The sequence below is a fragment of the Pseudomonas sp. TAA207 genome, assembly GCF_001529285.1.
GTDB classification, from domain to species: Bacteria; Pseudomonadota; Gammaproteobacteria; order Pseudomonadales; family Pseudomonadaceae; genus Aquipseudomonas; species Aquipseudomonas weihenstephanensis.
The window spans coordinates 150,774-169,401 of sequence record NZ_LLWJ01000063.1 but is presented as its reverse complement, the minus strand read 5'-3'; the positions used below and the strand labels follow the sequence as shown (position 1 = coordinate 169,401).

Here is an 18,628-nt window from a genome sequence, read left to right as displayed (position 1 = left end):
ATTTATGGCCAGTGGCAGAGCGGCGCGTCTGGCGCCCGTGGTCGAGATGGCCGAGAGTGCCGAAAAAGCGGCGGCGCAACGGCTAGGCCACTTTCAAGGGCAAGTCAATCTGGCCAATAGCAAGCTGGGTGACCTGGAAAACTTCCGCGCCGAATACCAGTCGCAATGGATTGGTCGCGGCAGTCAGGGCGTGTCTGGCCAATGGTTGCGCAGCTACCAGTACTTCCTCAACCAGCTTGAAACAGCCGTCTCCCAACAGCGGCAAAGCCTGGTGTGGCATGAAAACAACCTCAACAAGGCCCGCGAAACCTGGCAGCAGACCTATGCCCGGGTCGAAGGGTTACGCAAATTGGTGCAGCGCTACGCCGACGAAGCCCGGCAACTGGAAGACAAGCGCGAACAAAAGCTGATGGACGAACTGTCCCAGCGATTACCGCGCAGGGACAGTTACTGACAGGGCAGGGTTCGCTGTTTGCGTGACAGCGGTATGACGTGATTGGAAAAAAGCAGCCCCAAGACAATTAAAACCCCGCCATACAATGTAGACATTGCGGGCACTTCACCCATAACGATGAAGGCAAACACTCCGGCAAATAGAGGTTCACTCAGTTCAATGGTTTGCACTTGACTGGGTTTGAGTAACTCAATGGCTTTAGTGGTGCAGAAAAAGCCGAGCAGTGTGGGAAATATCGCCAAGAGTAATAGAATAATCGCGCTGTCCACCGATAACGTGATCGACAGTGCCTGCTCATGGATGGCGGGTATCGCTAAATACAGTGCGCCAAACACTAAAAGTTGTCGGGTAAACAAGAGTCCGCCTTTAGCCTTCATTTTCTTCATGCACACTGAAAAAGCGCCATACCCCAGTCCTGCAAATCCGGCGTGCCACACCCCAAGAATATTCAACTCTGTTGCCAGGTTCTTTTGGAAAATAACGGCCATTCCAATGATCGCCAGAACAGCGCCCAGCAGGATGTTTCGATCAATGCGATCGCCCAAAAAAAACCTGCCAAGCACAATGGCTGACAGTGCCGCAGACGCCATCAATACCACCACGGCGGTCGCCGCATCCGTGTGCTGATAGGCGCGGGTTTCAAAGAAGAACAACATGAAAATGCCCAGCATTGAACACACTGCTGCTTGCCACCATTGCGCGCGACAGCCCCTCCAGCGCGGCGCGTGTTTAAGTAACAGTAAAACGAACGACACCACGATGACCGCGACGGCTGTTTTATAAAAGGCAATTGCGCTGGTGGTTAAACCGGCGCTTATTAATAACTTGCTCAAGGCGCCGATTGTTGCATTGAGTGCCGCCGCGCATACAGCAAAACAAATGCCTGAAAGATGACGTGGCATGCTGAGGTCTCATAGTGGTTTGGGGGACAACCCTAAAGAGGAGTCGGTGACGCTCTTTATTAATGGGGTCGATTGAATAAATAAGTGTCAGGGTTGCCTGGGAAAAGTTTTTTATCATTGGTGTTGTTGGTTTGCAAACAGCCAATAAGTCTTGTTTAAGAAAAGGATGACAGCGCGCATGTAAGAGCAGCGGCTAATGGTTTGAATAATCAACTAGATTTTTAGACTTGTGCGCTGTGGGCACTGCCGCAGGCTGCGATTTTTTTGATCCGCTCAGGGTGAGCGCGCAGCGTTGGCAGGTGCGAAATCAAAATCCGGGTCTATAGTCTGAGCACCCGAACTCAGAGAAGGATGCGTACTTATGGCCGTGACATCTGAACTGTCGTCGCAAGGCACTACGCTGACCATCAGTATTAAAGGCCGATTTGATTTCGCCAAACATCAGGACTTCAGGCGAGCGTACGAAAAGTTACAGCCCGAATCCGACCCCAAGTCCAAGCCCGAGTCCGCGCAGTGCGTGGTTGATCTGAAAGAGACGACCTACATAGACAGCTCCGCACTGGGCATGCTGCTGCTGTTACGAGACTATGTCGGTGGCGATGACTCCGATGTGAGGCTCGTTAATTGCAACAGTGATGTGCGAAAAATTCTCGCCATCTCCAACTTCGACAAGTTGTTCGACATCAGTTGAACACTCCATTGCCGCACGCTCAGACGCTGACGGTGTTGATCGCCGAAGACAGTGCGGTCGACCGTTTGCTGCTGTCGCGCATCGTGAGCAAACAAGGCCATCAGGTGCTGTTGGCCGGTAATGGCGCCGAAGCGGTGGCGCTGTTTATTGAGCAGCGTCCGCAATTGGTGTTGATGGACGCCTTGATGCCGGTGATGGATGGTTTTGAAGCGACGCGCCAGATCAAAGCCCTGGCCGGTGAGGTGCTGGTACCGATTATTTTTCTGACCTCGCTTGAACACGCCGACGCCTTGAAACGGGCGCTGGAGGCAGGGGGCGATGATGTGTTGATCAAACCCTATAACCCCTTGGTGTTGGCGGCCAAAATCACCGTTATGGACCGCTTGCGGCGTTTGCAAGACACGGTACTGCAACAGCGCAACCTGATTGCTCAACACAACAGTTATTTGCTTAACGAACAGCGGGTGGCCAAGGCGGTGTTTGATCGGGTGGCGCACTCGGGCTGTTTGAGTGCGGCCAATATCCAGTATTTGCAATCGCCGTATGCGTTGTTCAACGGCGACTTGTTACTCGCCGCGTATACGCCGACTGGCGATACCCATGTGTTACTCGGCGACTTTACCGGCCATGGGTTGCCCGCCGCGATTGGCGCCATGCCTTTGGCAGAAGTGTTTTACAGCATGACGGCCAAAGGCTATGGCCTGCCCGAAATGCTGCGTGAGATGAATGCCAAGCTCAAGCGCATCCTGCCGGTGGACATGTTTTGCTGCGCTGTCCTGGTGTGCGTCAGTGCTCAGCGGCGCATCGTCGAAGTGTGGAATGGCGGCATGCCCGATGGTTATCTTCATGCCCGCAAGAGCGGGGTGCGTACGCCCCTGGCGTCGCGGCACTTGCCGCTGGGTGTGTTAAAGGCCGAGGCTTTTGACGACACCACCGAGGTGTTGCCGATGGTATCGGGCGATCACCTGTTTTTGCTGTCTGACGGGGTGATAGATACCAGCGATCAGCAGGAGCGGTTGTTCGGGGTTGAAGGGTTGCAGCGGGTGTTTGACAGCAACACTGAGCCTGCGCGGCTGATTGATGAGGTGGTGCAGGCGCTGCGAGATTTTCAAGGCCGCAAGCGCGATGACGTGAGCATGGCGCACATCACCTCGCAGCTGCCGCAAGCGTTGGGAATGCCTGCCATCCAGTACTCCGACAGCGGGCGTTGCAGCCCGCTGGACTGGTCGGCGAGTTTTGAATTTCGTGCCCCCTCGTTGCAGCAGTTCAACCCGCTACCTTACCTGCTGCAACTGCTCATGGAGGTGCATGGGCTGCGTGCGCAGGGCGCGGTGATCCACGCGGTATTGGCCGAGCTGTATGCCAATGCGCTGGAGCACGGCGTATTGGGGCTGGACTCACGGCTCAAGCGCGATGCGCAAGGGTTTTCCCGCTACTACCAGTGCCGTGACCAACGGTTGGCGGCGCTTACCGAGGGTTTTGTCCGGGTGCATGTGCGAGTTGAGCCTATGCTCAACGGGGGGCGCTTACAGCTACAGGTTGAAGACAGCGGTAAGGGGTTTGACGTAAGCCGGGTGCTGGAGCGGCCACTGGATCGAGGTCGACTGTCGGGCCGCGGCGTGAGTCTTGTGCGCCAACTGTGCCCTTCTGCGCGTTGGGCTGACGATGGTCGGACTGCGTGCGTAGAGTTTTCATGGGAGGCTCTGGCATAATCCGGCCCATTCTTGATCAAGGAGTGAACAAGTGTCCTACATTCATATGGACCAGGCGGTAGTGAATGCGCTGCGTGACGTAATGGAAGGTGGGTTTGCGGACCTGTTGGATACTTTTATTGCAGATTCGGACGAGCGCGTTGTGGCACTCATCGGCGCGCAACAGGCGGCTGCCCTGGTGGCGGTCGCGCACAGCTTCAAAGGCAGTAGCAGCAACATGGGTGCCATTCGTTTGGCGCAGTTGTGCGGCATCCTTGAAGATCGTGCAAAAAAAAGTCCGTTGGTGGGGATAGACGAACTGGTCTCGAAAGTCACCGCTGAGTACAAAATGGTGAGGCGCCTGTATGTGCAAGAACTCGAGCGCTGCCCCCGCCAGCGTGTGGTTTCTCATTGACTTTGCCAAAGCTGGCCCGAACCTTGCTCTAGTTCTCTGACCTGTACCTACGCCAGCCGTACAGTGGAGACCTTTACATGCCTCTTGCCGCCAACTCGCTTCTTCAGACTCCTGCCGCTGCTGCGTCCAAAGCGGCGGCCGCCAATGCTTCGCAGCCTGCTGCCGAGCCCGCTAAAGCCGGGGCTCAGAACTTCTCGAAGGTGTACGCCAAAGCGTCGCAAGACCCGGCGAGTGCGGCTGACAAAGTGGCCAAGCCTGCGCGGGACAAGGCGGCGGATGCAGCGCCAAAGCCCGATGTGCGCAACGACAAGGTGGGTGGCCAGGCGCCAGCTGTTGCCGATAGCGGCAAGCCCTTGCCCGGCGGCAAGAGCAAAGACGCTGCGGGTGACGATCAGGACGACACGGCGGCCAAGCCGACTGACGATACGGCGTCTGGCGATCCGCTGGCGGTAGCGCCGCCCGTGGTGCCGACGGTGCCGGTGGTTGAGCCGCAACCCGAAGCCGTACCGGTTCAGCCCGAGGTACAAACCCCACAGCTGGCCGCGGCGGCTGCGAATGCGGCCCAAGCCGTTCAGCCGCAGCCGGTGGCTGACGAACATTTCGATCCGCAGGCGGACCCGCTTGACGACCTGCCAGCGGTGCGCCTGGCGATGGAGCAGGGCGGGCATGTGTCCGCCAGCAGTCAGACCCCCGTCAAAAACACCCCTGCTGAAACCACCGGCCCTGTGGCTCAAACCCAGGGCCAGGCCAGCGGCATTGCCATGCTGATTGAGCCCAAGGCCGATGGGGACGCCAGCGGTGAGGGAGGCGAAAAAGCCTTCAAGGGGCTGGTGGATGATGGCCTCAAAGACCTCAAAAGTGCGTCGAGCGACACCCGGGTCGATGACTTCGCCAATCGTCTGGCGGCGCTCACCCAGGCGGCTGTGCCCAAAACGGCGAATGCACTGCCGGTCAACCAGCCTTTGGCCATGCACCAGAGCGGCTGGTCTGAAGAAGTGGTCAATCGGGTGATGTACCTCTCCAGCGCCAACCTCAAGTCGGCAGACATTCAGTTGGAGCCGGCCGAGTTGGGGCGTTTGGATATTCGGGTCAACTTGGCGGCTGACCAGCCTGCGCAGGTCAACTTCATGAGTGGGCATGCGGGCGTGCGTGAAGCCCTGGAAGGCCAAATGTTCCGTTTGCGTGAGATGTTTGCGCAGCAGGGGATGGGGCAGGTCGACGTCAACGTGTCAGATCAGTCGCGTAACTGGCAAGGCCAAGGTCAAGAGCAGCAGAGCCAGAGCCGTACCAACGGTGCGGGCAATGGCGGGCGACTTGACGGCGGGGCGGATGACGATGGGGCGGTGGCCGGCGTTGAAGCGGCTGCGCCCAGCGTGATTCTGGGTTCCAGCGCCGTCGACTATTACGCCTGACCCCTGTCAGGTAGTCGCTGACGAGTGGTGCGAGGCTGCGAGCGGGTGCGTTGCGCCCGCACTCACATTTCCCCACAGACCTGAAGCGCCTCACTCACCGGGTTTGCGCCCGCTGCGCGCCCGATCGCCGCCTCGTCCCGCAGCAGCACCTGCAAGGTCGATTTCACCGTTGCCCTCACTTCTGGCATAACACTTGCTCTTGCCTTGCCGTGCACCTGTGAAAATCGAATAGTGACGGATTATTGGCATGGCGAAGAGCGACGCAGTGAAAGACCCCGCCCAGAAAGGCAAATTCAAGCTGATCATCCTGATCGTGGTAGCGCTGCTGCTGGCGATTGGCGTGTCGGTGGGTGCTACCTGGTATTTCATGCATAGCGCGCAGAGCAAGCCTGAAGCCGTGATCGACCCTAATGTGAAAGTCGCGGCCATTTATGAGCCGATGGCGCCCGCGTTTGTGGTCAATTACAACGCCAATGGCCGCCAGCGCTACATGCAGGTCAGCATGACCATGCAGGCCCGTAACCAGGCCGATCTTGATGCACTCAAAGTGCACATGCCGGTGATCCGTAACAACCTGGTGATGCTGTTTTCCGGTGAGACCTTCGACAGCATCGCCACGCCGGTCGGCCAGGAAATGCTGCGTCAAAAAGCGACTGCCAGTGTGCAGGCCGTGGCGCAAAAAGAGCTCGGCAAAGTGATCGTCGATCAGGTGCTCTTTACTAACTTCGTATTGCAGTAGGATCACGACATGGCCGTGCAAGACCTGCTGTCCCAGGATGAGATCGACGCGCTGTTGCATGGCGTTGATGACGGTCTGGTACAGACCGAAATGGCTGCCGAACCCGGCAGTGTCAAAAGTTACGACCTGACCAGTCAGGACCGTATTGTTCGTGGGCGCATGCCGACCCTCGAAATGATCAACGAGCGTTTCGCCCGTTACACCCGCATCAGCATGTTCAACATGCTGCGCCGCTCCGCCGACGTGGCGGTGGGCGGGGTACAGGTAATGAAGTTCGGTGAATACGTGCATTCGCTGTACGTGCCCACCAGCCTCAACCTGGTCAAGATCAAGCCGTTGCGCGGTACGGCGCTGTTTATCCTGGACGCCAAACTGGTGTTCAAGCTGGTCGACAACTTCTTCGGTGGCGACGGCCGCCACGCCAAGATCGAAGGCCGTGAGTTCACCCCGACCGAGTTGCGGGTGGTGCGCATGGTGCTGGAGCAAGCTTTCATTGATTTGAAAGAGGCCTGGCAGGCGATCATGGAAGTCAATTTCGAGTACATCAACTCGGAAGTGAACCCGGCCATGGCCAATATTGTCGGTCCGAGCGAGGCGATTGTAGTCTCCACGTTCCACATCGAACTCGACGGCGGTGGCGGCGATCTGCACGTGACCATGCCGTACTCGATGATCGAGCCGGTGCGTGAAATGCTCGACGCCGGTTTCCAGTCCGACCTCGACGATCAGGACGAGCGCTGGAGCAAAGCGCTGCGCGAAGACGTGCTGGATGTCAGCGTGCCGCTCAGTGCCACGGTGGCGCGCCGTCAATTGCGCCTGCGTGACATCTTGCACATGCAGCCCGGTGACGTGATCCCGATTGAATTGCAGGACGAGCTGGTGATGCGTGCCAATGGCGTGCCCTCGTTCAAGGTCAAACTGGGCTCGCACAAGGGCAATCTCGCCCTGCAAGTGGTTGAGCCTATCGACCGGCGTTAAGCGCCGGTTTCAAGAATTCGCTATGTAACTGATTGACTGCCCGCCGAGGACAAATGATGGCTGACGAACACGATATAACTTCTGCCGAAGACCAGGCGCTCGCCGATGAATGGGCGGCTGCGCTGGAAGAAACTGGCGAAGTGGGCCAGCACGACATCGACGCCTTGCTGGCGGCAGATGCGGCCAAGGCCCCGGCTTCCAATCGCTTGCCGATGGAAGAATTTGGCAGCGTGCCGCGCAATAACGACCCGGTGACGCTGGACGGCCCCAACCTGGACGTGATTCTGGATATTCCGGTCTCGATCTCCATGGAAGTGGGCAGCACCGACATCAACATTCGTAACCTGCTGCAACTCAACCAGGGATCGGTAATCGAGCTGGACCGCCTGGCCGGCGAGCCGCTGGATGTGCTGGTCAACGGCACCCTGATTGCGCACGGTGAAGTGGTGGTGGTCAACGAAAAGTTCGGCATTCGCCTGACTGACGTGATCAGCCCAAGTGAACGCATCAAGAAGCTGCGCTAAGTGAAGCGGTTACTCGGCGCTTTACTGGCGTTCCCTTTAAGTGTGCTGGCGGCCGAGCCGGCTGCAACGGCCACCGCTGCTGTCGCGCCCGTGGTGGGCAGTGGCATCGGCGGGCAGCTCACGCAACTGGTGTTGGGCTTGCTGCTGGTGCTGGGGCTGATCTTTGGTCTGGCCTGGCTGCTGCGCAGGGTTCAGCACGCCGGGCCGCGTCAGGGGCAGGTGATCGAACTCATCAGCTCGCGTGCGCTGGGCGCGCGTGACCGGTTGGTGCTGGTGCAGGTGGGCAATGAGCAAATTTTGTTGGGCTTGACGCCGGGGCGTATCACGCCGCTGCATGTGCTCAAGGAGCCGGTGCAATTGCCGGAGTCTTCGCAGCCTGCAACGCCGGAGTTTGCCAAGCGCCTGATGGAACTGATGGGTAATCAAAAGGACAAGCCGTAATGCGTTTAGTCATTGCGCTGTTGTTAGCGCTGGCCGCGCCGTTGGCGTTCGGCGCCGACCCGTTGTCGATCCCGGCCATTACCTTGGGTACCGGTGCCAACGGGCAGCAGGAATATTCGGTCAGCCTGCAGATTCTGCTGATCATGACGGCGCTGAGCTTTATCCCGGCGTTCGTCATGCTGATGACCAGCTTTACGCGCATCATCATTGTGTTTTCCATCCTGCGGCAGGCGCTGGGCTTGCAGCAAACGCCGTCAAATCAGATTTTGACGGGCATGGCGCTGTTTTTGACCATGTTCATCATGGCCCCGGTGTTCGACAAAATTAACGAAAACGCCTTGCAGCCTTACCTTGCGGAAAAGCTCTCGGCGCAGGATGCGATCCTTAAGGCAGAAGGCCCGATCAAGGACTTCATGCTGGCTCAAACCCGCACCAGTGACCTTGAACTGTTCATGCGTTTGTCCAAGCGCACGGACATCGCCACCCCGGATGCGGCGCCTTTGACCATTCTGGTGCCGGCGTTTGTGACCTCCGAGCTTAAAACGGCGTTTCAGATCGGTTTTATGATCTTCATTCCGTTCCTGATCATCGACCTGGTGGTGGCCAGTGTGCTGATGGCCATGGGGATGATGATGCTGTCGCCGCTGATTATTTCGCTGCCGTTCAAGATCATGCTGTTTGTGCTGGTGGATGGCTGGGCGTTGATTATCGGTACGCTGGCCAGCAGTTTTGGCGGGGTGTGACGCCATGCTCGGGAGTAATGCGCAATGACCCCAGAAGTCGCGGTTGACCTGTTTCGCAGTGCCTTGTGGCTGACCACCATGATGGTGGCTGTGTTGGTGGTGCCTAGCTTGTTGGTGGGTTTGATGGTGGCCATGTTTCAGGCTGCCACCCAAATCAACGAACAAACCTTGAGCTTTTTGCCGCGTTTGCTGGTGATGCTGATCACCTTGATCGTGGCGGGGCCGTGGCTGGTGCAGACCTTTATGGAATACATCCTGTCGTTGTACGGCAGCATTCCGCAGTTGATCGGCTAAATGTCGCTGCTTGCCCTGACGGACGCGCAGATCAGTACCTGGGTCGCCAGCTTTATGCTGCCGCTGTTCCGGGTAGGCGCGGTGTTGACCACCATGCCAATCATCGGCACCACCCTGGTGCCCAAGCGCATCAAGCTGTTTTTGTCGATAGCCATCACCTTGGCCATCCTGCCGAGCCTGCCGCCGCTGCCTACGGTAAACCCGCTGGACCTCAGCGGCTTGATGTTGATTGCCGAGCAAATCATCATCGGCGCCTTGCTCGGGTTTTCGCTGCAATTGTTTTTTCAGGCGTTTGTGGTGGCCGGGCAAATTGTGGCGATCCAGATGGGCATGGGCTTCGCCTCCATGGTCGATCCGGCCAACGGGGTCAACGTAGCGGTCATCGGGCAGTTCTTCACCATGCTGGTGACGTTGTTGTTTCTGTCCATGAACGGGCACTTGGTGGTGTTTGAGGTGCTCACCGAAAGCTTCACCACCTTGCCGGTGGGGGGCGGGTTGCTGACGCATCACTTCTGGGAAGTGGTCGGCAAGCTCGGTTGGGTATTGGGTGCCGCCTTGCTGCTGGTGCTGCCAGCGATCACCGCGCTGTTGGTGGTCAACATCGCATTCGGTGTGATGACCCGTGCGGCCCCGCAGTTGAACATTTTCGCCATTGGTTTTCCGCTGACCCTGGTGCTGGGCATGGTGATCCTGTGGATCAGCCTGGCGGACATTCTCAATCAGTATCAACCGCTGGCCACCGAGGCCTTGCAGTTTTTACGTGACTTGGCACAGGCGCGCTAGCGATGGCCGAAAGCGAGAGTGGCGCCGATAAAACAGAAGACCCCACGGAGAAACGAAAAAAAGACTCCAGGGAAAAGGGCGAGATCGCACGCTCTAAAGAACTCAATACGCTGGCAATCATGCTCGCTGGCTCCATCGGCCTGATCATCTTCGGCGGTGCGCTGGCGCAGGACATGATGGAAATCATGCGCTACAACTTCAGCATCAGCCGTGAAGTGCTGCTCAACACTGACTCGATGGGCGCCTTCCTCCTGCATTCAGGCAAAATCGCCCTGGTGGCGTTGCAGCCGGTACTTATTACCTTGTTGATTGCGGCGTTGATCGGGCCTATTGCACTGGGCGGCTGGTTGTTCGCGGCGGGCAGCCTGGCCCCTAAATTCAGCCGCATGAATCCTGCGGCGGGCATCAAGCGCATGTTCTCGGCCAAGGCGCTGGTCGAGTTGCTCAAGGCGTTGGCCAAGTTTTTTATCATCTTGATTGTGGCGTTGTTGGTGCTCAAGTCCGACATTGACGACTTGCAGCGCATCTCCCGCGAACCCCTAGAATCGGCCGTCATCCACAGCTTGCAAGTGGTGGCGTGGAGTGCCTTGTGGATGGCCTGCGGGTTGATCCTGATTGCGGCCGTGGACGTGCCGGTGCAGTTGTGGGAAAGCCACAAGAAACTGCTGATGACCAAGCAGGAAGTGCGCGATGAGCACAAGGATCAGGAAGGTCGCCCGGAAGTTAAGCAACGAATCCGCCAGACCCAGCGCGAGATGAGTCAGCGCCGGATGATGAGCGCCATCCCGGATGCCGACGTCATCATCACCAACCCGACCCACTTTGCTGTCGCTCTGAAATACGACCCGGAGAAGGGCGCTGCACCCATGCTGCTGGCCAAGGGCAGCGACTTTCTGGCGCTCAAGATCCGTGAAATTGGCGCCAAGCACGACATCCTGCTGCTGGAGTCGCCCGCGTTGGCGCGCTCCATCTACTACTCCACCGAGCTGGATCAGGAAATCCCCGCAGGCCTGTACTTGGCCGTGGCGCAGGTCTTGGCCTACGTCTACCAGATCCGCCAGCACCAGGCGGGCAAAGGCAAGCGGCCTGATCCACTGAGCGATCTGCCGATCCCGCCGGATTTACGTCGCGACGAATAACACGCCACAGGCTGTCAATGTTGCCAGTATCGAGTTTTCGCAAACCTGCTTAACTTGGGGTAGAGCGCGCCCTGGCGTTTCGTCGTTAGCAATGGAGATGCGCGATGCCTATCGAGTTGACCCTCATCCCTGATGGTTGCGTCAAAACCTACGCATTAAGCGGGTCTCGCGGTTTGGCGATGGCGGAGCTGGAGGGCTTGTTTCCGTCATTTCCCGTGCTGGATGCCACCTTTGCGATTTTTTGGCTGGATCAAGCGCCCGATCAGCATGTGGTGGGCTTTAGTGCCGAAGGTAAAAATTTGCTGGCGGTGATCTCCTTGCCTACCGTGCCGCAGGGGTACGGGCGCGAAGACTATTACGCCGCGGTGCTGGAGCGCTGTGAAAAAGACCGCGTCCTCCTGCTGGACTATATGCGCAAGTCGTTGAGTTCCGAAGGCATCAGCGGGATGAGTGTACGCAGCCATATCTTGGGCAATCTTTTATTCCCGTTGAAGTTGGAGAGAGTGCCGCAGTGGACGAACCGTCCCTTTACGCGAGACCCGCGTTGCGGGGATATTTTGATTGGTGGGTGCGGTTCGGCGCTTTATGAGCCTAATCGCAAGATTGATGTGGTGTTCGGCGTCAGCAGCAGTGCCTGCCTGGTGATTGATTTGGGTGAGTGGTGCTGGAACTGAGCAAGGCGCGGCATGTTGGAGGTGCTTGACGCCAGCGCAGCTTAGACCTGCGAAAAGCCCCGACCCTCACCCCGGCCCTCACCTTGCGGGAGAGGGCTTTTCGAATCTGATGTGGCCATTTGCCAAAGTTGGAAGGGTTCTTGCAAAGGCAGGCTTCACGGCGCATATGGCGTCAAAAGTTTGCTAAAGGTTTCTTGCAATGTCATTGGATCGTTCTCAGTTAATCAACACCGCACGCAACGGTCTGGCCGGTCTGGGTCAGGGGCAGTTGGGTGTGCCGCTGTTGTTGCTGGTAATGCTGGCAATGATGATGTTGCCGATCCCCGCGTTCCTGCTGGACGTGTTCTTTACCTTCAACATTGCGCTGTCGATTGTGGTGTTGCTGGTCTGTGTGTACGCCTTGCGCCCGCTGGATTTTGCGGTGTTCCCGACCATTTTGCTGGTCGCCACGCTAATGCGTCTGGCGCTCAACGTGGCTTCGACGCGGGTGGTGATGCTTCACGGTCAGGAAGGCCACGGCGCCGCCGGTAAGGTGATTCAGGCATTCGGTGAGGTGGTGATCGGCGGCAACTACGTGGTCGGTATCGTGGTGTTCGCGATTTTGATGATCATCAACTTCGTGGTGGTGACCAAGGGTGCCGGGCGTATCTCCGAGGTGAGCGCGCGTTTCACCCTCGATGCCATGCCCGGCAAGCAGATGGCGATCGACGCTGACCTTAACGCCGGTTTGATCGACCAGAACCAGGCCAAGTCGCGCCGTCAGGAAGTCGCCCAAGAGGCTGAGTTCTACGGTTCGATGGACGGTGCCAGCAAATTTGTACGCGGTGATGCCATCGCCGGTCTGTTGATTCTGTTTATCAACCTGATCGGTGGCATGGCCGTGGGCATGTTCCAGCACGGCATGACGTTCGGCGAAGCGGGCAAGGTGTATGCCTTGCTGACCATCGGTGACGGTTTGGTGGCGCAATTGCCTTCCCTGCTGTTGTCCACCGCAGCCGCGATCATGGTGACCCGTGCCTCTGGCTCCGAAGAGATGGGCAAGCAAATCAGCCGCCAGATGTTTGCATCGCCCAAGGCGCTGGCAGTCTCGGCCGGTTTGATGGGGGTGATGGGCGCCGTGCCGGGCATGCCGCACTTCGCCTTCCTGAGTTTGGCGGCCGTCGCGGGCGGCGCTGCCTACTTGATGTGGAAGAAGCAAAACGTGGTCAAGACCCAGGCCCTGCAAGAAGTGCAGCGCCAACAGGAGCTGCTGCCTTCACCAGCCCGTGCACAAGACACCAAAGAGCTGGGTTGGGATGACGTGACGCCCATCGACATGATCGGCCTGGAAGTGGGCTATCGCTTGATCCCGCTGGTGGACCGCAACCAAGGCGGGCAATTGCTGGCGCGGATCAAGGGCGTGCGTAAAAAGCTGTCTCAGGACTTGGGCTTTTTGATGCCCACCGTGCACATTCGCGACAACCTCGATCTGGCGCCCAGCGCCTATCGCCTGACCCTGATGGGAGTGATTCTGGCCGAGGCCGAGATTTACCCGGACCGCGAGCTGGCGATCAACCCAGGGCAGGTGTTCGGCACCCTCAACGGGATTACCGCCAAAGACCCGGCCTTTGGCCTGGAAGCGGTGTGGATCGAGGTCAGCCAGCGCAGTCAGGCGCAATCATTGGGCTACACCGTGGTGGACGCCAGCACCGTGGTCGCCACGCACCTTAACCAAATTTTGTACAAGCACTCCCATGAGCTGATCGGGCATGAAGAAGTGCAGCAGTTGATGCAGTTGCTGGCCAAGGCCTCGCCAAAACTGGCTGAAGAGTTGGTGCCGGGGGTGTTGAGCCTGTCGCAACTGCTCAAGGTCTTGCAGGCCCTGCTGGCTGAACAGGTGCCCGTACGCGACATTCGTAGTATTGCCGAAGCCGTCGCGAACAATGCGCACAAGAGTCAAGATACCGCCGCTTTGGTGGCCGCCGTGCGGGTTGGTTTGTCCCGCGCCATCGTCCAAAGCATTGTAGGCGTTGAGTCTGAGCTGCCAGTTATCACGCTGGAGCCAAGGTTGGAACAGATATTGCTCAATAGTCTGCAAAAGGCAGGACAAGGTCAGGAAGAGGGCGTTCTGCTGGAGCCAAGCATGGCTGAAAAGTTGCAGCGTTCCTTGATCGATGCCGCCCAACGCCAAGAGATGCAAGGCAACCCGGTGATCCTGTTGGTCGCCGGTCCGGTACGCGCCATGCTTTCGCGGTTTGGCCGCCTGGCAGTGCCTAACCTGCATGTGCTGGCGTACCAGGAAATCCCTGACAACAAGCAAGTCACCATCGTTGCGACAGTAGGCCCGAACGGCTGAGGTTTGGTTTATGCAAGTGAAGCGTTTTTTCGCCGCCGATATGCGTCAGGCCATGAAACTGGTTCGTGATGAGCTGGGGGCTGATGCCGCCATTATTGGTAACCGCCGCATTGCCGGTGGTGTTGAGTTGACTGCCGCGCTGGACTACAAGTTGTCCGCGCTGGCACCGCGTGTGCCTAACGTTGAGCTTGAAGAAGAGCTGCGCAAGACCCAGTCGCGGATCGTTTCGGCCCAGGCCGAACTGAGTCTGCGCGGTGAAGGCGAGGCTGACGTGAGCCGGCAGTTGTTTGCCGGGTTGCCGCTGACCGCCGCCGAGCCGTTGATCGAGCCAACCTTTGATGAGCCGCCACGTCCGGCTGCGCCTGCCGCGCCGAGCATGGACCAGCGTGCCTTCGACACCATGCGCTTTGAGCTCAATGGTTTGCGCGAACTGCTGGAAGTGCAGTTGGGCTCGTTGGCATGGAATCAGTTGCAAGGCAGCAAACCGGCGCAAGCCAACCTGTGGCGTCGTTTGCAGCGCATTGGCTTGTCGGGTCCGCTGTCGCGCGATCTGCTGGAGCAAGTCGCCGAGATCGAAGAGCCGCGTCAGGCGTGGCGCATGTTGTTGGCGCACCTGGCCCGCATGATCGCGACCCCGGAAATCGAGCCGCTCGAAGAGGGCGGCGTGATTGCGATGGTCGGCCCCGCGGGCATGGGTAAAACCACCACGCTGGCCAAGCTGGCCGCGCGTTACGTGCTCAAGTACGGCGCGCAGAACATCGCGCTGGTGAGCATGGACAGCTTTCGCATTGGTGCCCAGGAGCAACTCAAAACCCTGGGCCGCATCCTCAATGTGCCGGTCACCCATGTGGCGCCGGGTCAGTCATTGGGCCAAACCCTTGAACCCCTGTTGCGCAAACGCGTAGTACTGGTTGACACGGCGGGCCTGCAAGCCAGCGATCCGGCCCTGCGCCTGCAACTTGAAAGCCTGGCCGGGCGCGGTATCAAAGCCAAAAATTACCTGGTCTTGGCCACCACCAGTCAGAAACAAGTGCTGACGGCGGCTTACCACAGCTATAAACGTTGCGGGCTTGCCGGTTGCATCCTGACCAAACTGGATGAAACCGCAAGCCTTGGCGAAGTATTGAGTCTGGCCATCAGTCACGAGCTGCCAGTGGCCTATCTCACGGACGGTCCGCGTATTCCCGATGACCTCCATCTGCCGCGTCGCCACCAATTGGTGAGCCGCGCGGTCAGTGTGCAAATGCAGGAAGAACCCAGCGAAGAGGCCATGGCCGATATGTTCGCTGATATCTATCACAGCCCCTCCAAACGGGTCGGCTGAGGTAGTGACGATTACGTTGCAATGTACCTACATTGATGGTCTGCACAGTCCTGTTCCCGTTGAGGAACCCGCAGCCAGCGTATGTAGCCGCGTCTAAGTAAGACAAGGTAAAGAAAGATCATGGGCAGCATGCATCCCGTACAGGTGATCGCAGTGACCGGCGGCAAGGGTGGCGTCGGTAAAACTAACGTTTCAGTCAACTTGTCGCTGGCGCTAGCCGAGCTGGGCAGGCGCGTGATGTTGCTGGACGCTGACCTGGGGTTGGCGAACGTCGACGTTCTGTTGGGCCTGACGCCCAAATACACCCTGGCCGATGTGGTCGAGGGGCGGTGTGAGCTGCGCGACGTATTGCTGCAAGGCCCTGGCGGGATTCGAATCGTGCCGGCGGCCTCGGGCACGCAAAGCATGGTTCACCTGAGCGCGGCGCAACACGCGGGCCTGATTCAGGCGTTCAGCGAAATTGGCGACAACCTCGATGTGCTGGTCATCGACACGGCCGCAGGTATCGGCGAATCGGTGGTGAGTTTTGTGCGCGCCGCCCAGGAAGTGCTGCTGGTGGTGTGCGACGAACCCACCTCGATCACCGACGCCTATGCGCTGATCAAACTGTTGAACCGCGATTACGGCATGAACCGTTTCCGGGTGCTGGCCAACATGGCGCAAAGCCCGCAAGAGGGGCGCAACCTGTTCGCCAAGTTGACCAAAGTCACGGACCGCTTTTTGGACGTCGCCCTGCAATACGTAGGCGCTGTGCCGTACGACGAATGCGTGCGCAAAGCGGTGCAAAAACAGCGTGCCGTTTACGAAGCCTTCCCGCGTTCAAAATGCGCACTGGCGTTCAAGGCCATTGCGCAAAAAGTTGACACCTGGCCTTTGCCAGCCAATCCACGTGGGCACCTGGAGTTCTTTGTTGAGCGCCTGGTGCAGCAAACCAGTGCGGGAACGGCCCAATGACAGCCAGCGGCTATCGCATGTACAGCAAGTCGTCGCGTGACAGCCAATATGAGCTGATCGAACGTTACGCGCCTTTGGTCAAACGCATCGCGTATCACCTGTTGGCGCGATTGCCCGCCAGCGTGCAGGTAGAAGACTTGATCCAGGCCGGGATGATCGGCCTGCTTGAAGTCTCGACCAAATACGATGCGAGCAAAGGGGCGAGTTTCGAAACCTACGCGGGTATTCGTATCCGTGGCGCGATGCTGGATGAAGTGCGAAAAGGCGACTGGGCTCCCCGCTCGGTGCACCGCAACACACGTATGGTCAGCGACGCCATTCGGGCAATTGAAGCAAAAACCGGTTGTGACGCTAAAGATCACGAAGTTGCGGCCGAACTCAATTTAAGCCTGGATGATTATTACGCCATTTTGAATGACACCTTGGGCAGCCGGCTGTTCAGCTTTGACGACCTGTTACAGGACGGCGAGCATGAAGGGCTGCACGAGGACGGCGCCAGTGCGCACCTTGAGCCATCGCGAGACCTGGAAGACGAGCGCTTTCAGGCCGCATTGGCCGAGGCGATTGCGAACTTGCCCGAACGTGAGCGATTGGTGTTGGCGCTGTACTACGACGAAGAGCTCAACCTCAAGGAAATCGGTGAGGTGCTGGGCGTCAGTGAGTCGCGCGTCAGTCAGTTGCACAGCCAGTGCGCCGCACGGTTGCGCGGGCGACTGGCCGAGTGGCGAGCGCGCTGATTTCTGTAGCAGCTTAATTACTGTAGGAGCGAGCGTGCGCGTGATGCGGGCGATGGGTGTTGAGGGATACACCGCATCGCTTTTATCGCGCGCACGCTCGCTCCTACAGGTTCATGGCGTGTAACACAAACCGAATTGATTGAATGGCGCGTTCAGGTGCTGAGCGCGTTTTAAGACTGCTTGGAGGTCGAATTGGACAAGAATATGAAAATCCTCATCGTTGATGATTTTTCAACGATGCGGCGGATCATTAAAAACCTGCTGCGTGACTTAGGGTTCACTAACACCGTGGAAGCCGATGACGGCATCACGGCGATTCCGATCCTGAACACCGGCAGCATCGACTTTCTGGTCACTGACTGGAACATGCCGGGCATGACGGGCATCGACCTGTTGCGCCACGTGCGCGCGGACGAAAAGCTTAGAAGCCTGCCTGTGTTGATGGTGACCGCTGAAGCCAAGCGCGAGCAAATCATCGAAGCCGCCCAGGCGGGGGTTAACGGCTACGTCGTTAAGCCGTTCACGGCGTTGGCTCTCAAAGAGAAGATCGAAAAGATCTTTGAGCGTATCGGCCACTAATGGGGTCGTCACGGGGGCGCTATGGAGCATAAAGAATCTACACAGGGCGATTTTGAATTGACCCTGAAAAAACATGCCCGCGAGTTGGTCGACAGCCTTGAAAAAGGTCAGTTTGGCGACGCGGTGCAACTGATTCACGAATTGAACCAGACCCGCGATCGTGGCTTGTATCGGGAAGTCGGCAAGCTGACGCGTGAGTTGCACAGTGCGATTGTCAATTTCCATATCGACCCGCACATGCCACAAGCCGAAGAAGTGTCGCAGATCACGGATGCGACCGAACGTTTGTCGTATGTTGTGCGCTTAACGGAAGCTGCGGCCAACCGCACCATGGACCTGGTGGAAAACAGTACGCCACTGGTCAATGGCCTGGGGGCAGAAGCCAAAGCCCTGAGCGCAGATTGGGGGCGCTTTATGCGTCGCGAAATCGGTGCTGAGGAGTTTCGTGAGCTGGCCCGTCGGGTTGACGGTTTTCTGACGCGCAGCGAAGAAGAAAGCCACATGGTCGCCGCCAACCTCAATGACATTTTGCTGGCTCAGGATTACCAGGACCTCACCGGTCAGGTGATCAAGCGGGTCACGCAGCTGGTTACAGAAGTTGAAAGCAATCTGCTCAAACTGGTGCTGATGGCCAGTCAGGTTGACCGTTTTGCGGGGATCGAACATGACCGCGAAGCACTGCGGGCAGAAAATAATCCGCAAAAAAACCTGGCGCAGGGTGAAGGTCCGCAGATTCATGCCGATAAGCGTGATGACGTCGTGTCCGGTCAGGACGATGTAGACGATTTGCTTTCAAGTCTTGGATTCTAAGGAGCACGT

21 protein-coding genes are annotated in these 18,628 nt (G+C 58.1%); 20 read left to right on the top strand and 1 reads right to left on the bottom strand.

Annotated features, from left to right (window positions below):
• The first annotated feature begins 4 nt into the window (after positions 1-4).
• Positions 5-454: a flagellar export protein FliJ gene (fliJ, locus tag AP059_RS09810; protein WP_048366241.1), complete on the top strand. Its 450-nt coding sequence runs from the start codon at positions 5-7 to the stop codon at positions 452-454.
• Here fliJ and AP059_RS09805 read toward each other — a convergent pair.
• Positions 448-1,356: a DMT family transporter gene (locus AP059_RS09805; protein ID WP_059763033.1), complete on the bottom strand. Its 909-nt coding sequence runs from the start codon at positions 1,354-1,356 to the stop codon at positions 448-450. The two genes, fliJ and AP059_RS09805, sit on opposite strands and share 7 nt — an antisense overlap.
• 361 nt (positions 1,357-1,717) lie before the next feature.
• Between AP059_RS09805 and AP059_RS09800 the strand changes: the two genes are divergently transcribed.
• The 19 genes from AP059_RS09800 to AP059_RS09710 all read left to right on the top strand — a co-directional run bounded on the left by AP059_RS09800 (position 1,718) and on the right by AP059_RS09710 (position 18,619).
• The gene (locus tag AP059_RS09800) at positions 1,718-2,047 is read left to right on the top strand and encodes an STAS domain-containing protein (RefSeq protein WP_059763032.1); all 330 of its coding nucleotides are present in this window, start codon (positions 1,718-1,720) and stop codon (positions 2,045-2,047) included.
• On the top strand, positions 2,044-3,759 hold the full coding sequence (locus tag AP059_RS09795; protein ID WP_371260628.1) for an ATP-binding SpoIIE family protein phosphatase: 1,716 nt from the start codon (positions 2,044-2,046) through the stop codon (positions 3,757-3,759). The genes AP059_RS09800 and AP059_RS09795 overlap by 4 nt, the downstream gene beginning before the upstream one ends.
• Positions 3,760-3,790: 31 nt before the next feature.
• Positions 3,791-4,153: an Hpt domain-containing protein gene (locus AP059_RS09790; RefSeq protein ID WP_059763030.1), complete on the top strand. Its 363-nt coding sequence runs from the start codon at positions 3,791-3,793 to the stop codon at positions 4,151-4,153.
• Between the two features lie 77 nt (positions 4,154-4,230).
• Positions 4,231-5,565: a flagellar hook-length control protein FliK gene (locus tag AP059_RS09785; RefSeq protein WP_059763029.1), complete on the top strand. Its 1,335-nt coding sequence runs from the start codon at positions 4,231-4,233 to the stop codon at positions 5,563-5,565.
• A gap of 247 nt (positions 5,566-5,812) precedes the next feature.
• Complete coding sequence (fliL, locus tag AP059_RS09780) at positions 5,813-6,304, top strand: flagellar basal body-associated protein FliL (RefSeq protein WP_059763028.1); 492 nt, start codon at positions 5,813-5,815, stop codon at positions 6,302-6,304.
• A 9-nt stretch (positions 6,305-6,313) separates the two neighbouring features.
• Positions 6,314-7,282, top strand: a complete 969-nt coding sequence (gene fliM / locus AP059_RS09775; protein WP_047275940.1) for a flagellar motor switch protein FliM — start codon at positions 6,314-6,316, stop codon at positions 7,280-7,282.
• Positions 7,283-7,338: 56 nt separating this feature from the next.
• The gene (gene fliN / locus AP059_RS09770) at positions 7,339-7,806 is read left to right on the top strand and encodes a flagellar motor switch protein FliN (RefSeq protein ID WP_048366250.1); all 468 of its coding nucleotides are present in this window, start codon (positions 7,339-7,341) and stop codon (positions 7,804-7,806) included.
• Positions 7,807-8,247, top strand: a complete 441-nt coding sequence (fliO, locus tag AP059_RS09765) for a flagellar biosynthetic protein FliO (protein WP_059763027.1) — start codon at positions 7,807-7,809, stop codon at positions 8,245-8,247. It abuts the gene before it with no gap.
• A complete protein-coding gene (fliP, locus tag AP059_RS09760; protein ID WP_048366252.1) occupies positions 8,247-8,990 on the top strand; it encodes a flagellar type III secretion system pore protein FliP in 744 nt (247 codons plus the stop codon). Before fliO ends, fliP begins: the two co-directional genes overlap by 1 nt.
• A 24-nt stretch (positions 8,991-9,014) precedes the next feature.
• Entirely contained in the window at positions 9,015-9,284 is a 270-nt protein-coding gene (gene fliQ, locus AP059_RS09755) for a flagellar biosynthesis protein FliQ (RefSeq protein WP_059763026.1), read from the top strand.
• Positions 9,285-10,067, top strand: coding sequence for a flagellar biosynthetic protein FliR (fliR, locus tag AP059_RS09750; RefSeq protein WP_059763025.1), 783 nt, complete (start codon positions 9,285-9,287; stop codon positions 10,065-10,067).
• A gap of 2 nt (positions 10,068-10,069) precedes the next feature.
• Entirely contained in the window at positions 10,070-11,206 is a 1,137-nt protein-coding gene (gene flhB, locus AP059_RS09745; protein ID WP_048366254.1) for a flagellar biosynthesis protein FlhB, read from the top strand.
• 104 nt (positions 11,207-11,310) lie between these two features.
• Positions 11,311-11,880: a hypothetical protein gene (locus AP059_RS09740; protein WP_059763024.1), complete on the top strand. Its 570-nt coding sequence runs from the start codon at positions 11,311-11,313 to the stop codon at positions 11,878-11,880.
• Positions 11,881-12,085: 205 nt separating this feature from the next.
• Positions 12,086-14,215, top strand: a complete 2,130-nt coding sequence (gene flhA / locus AP059_RS09735) for a flagellar biosynthesis protein FlhA (RefSeq protein ID WP_059763067.1) — start codon at positions 12,086-12,088, stop codon at positions 14,213-14,215.
• 10 nt (positions 14,216-14,225) lie between these two features.
• The gene (gene flhF / locus AP059_RS09730) at positions 14,226-15,539 is read left to right on the top strand and encodes a flagellar biosynthesis protein FlhF (RefSeq protein ID WP_059763023.1); all 1,314 of its coding nucleotides are present in this window, start codon (positions 14,226-14,228) and stop codon (positions 15,537-15,539) included.
• Between the two features lie 120 nt (positions 15,540-15,659).
• Complete coding sequence (gene fleN / locus AP059_RS09725) at positions 15,660-16,493, top strand: flagellar synthesis regulator FleN (protein WP_059763022.1); 834 nt, start codon at positions 15,660-15,662, stop codon at positions 16,491-16,493.
• Positions 16,490-17,230 carry an RNA polymerase sigma factor FliA gene (fliA, locus tag AP059_RS09720; protein WP_048366258.1) on the top strand — a complete coding sequence of 247 codons (741 nt, stop codon included), beginning with the start codon at positions 16,490-16,492 and terminating at the stop codon, positions 17,228-17,230. The genes fleN and fliA overlap by 4 nt, the downstream gene beginning before the upstream one ends.
• A gap of 204 nt (positions 17,231-17,434) precedes the next feature.
• Positions 17,435-17,809, top strand: coding sequence for a chemotaxis response regulator CheY (locus tag AP059_RS09715; RefSeq protein WP_162207815.1), 375 nt, complete (start codon positions 17,435-17,437; stop codon positions 17,807-17,809).
• A gap of 21 nt (positions 17,810-17,830) precedes the next feature.
• Positions 17,831-18,619 carry a protein phosphatase CheZ gene (locus AP059_RS09710; protein WP_059763021.1) on the top strand — a complete coding sequence of 263 codons (789 nt, stop codon included), beginning with the start codon at positions 17,831-17,833 and terminating at the stop codon, positions 18,617-18,619.
• Positions 18,620-18,628: the final 9 nt, after the last annotated feature.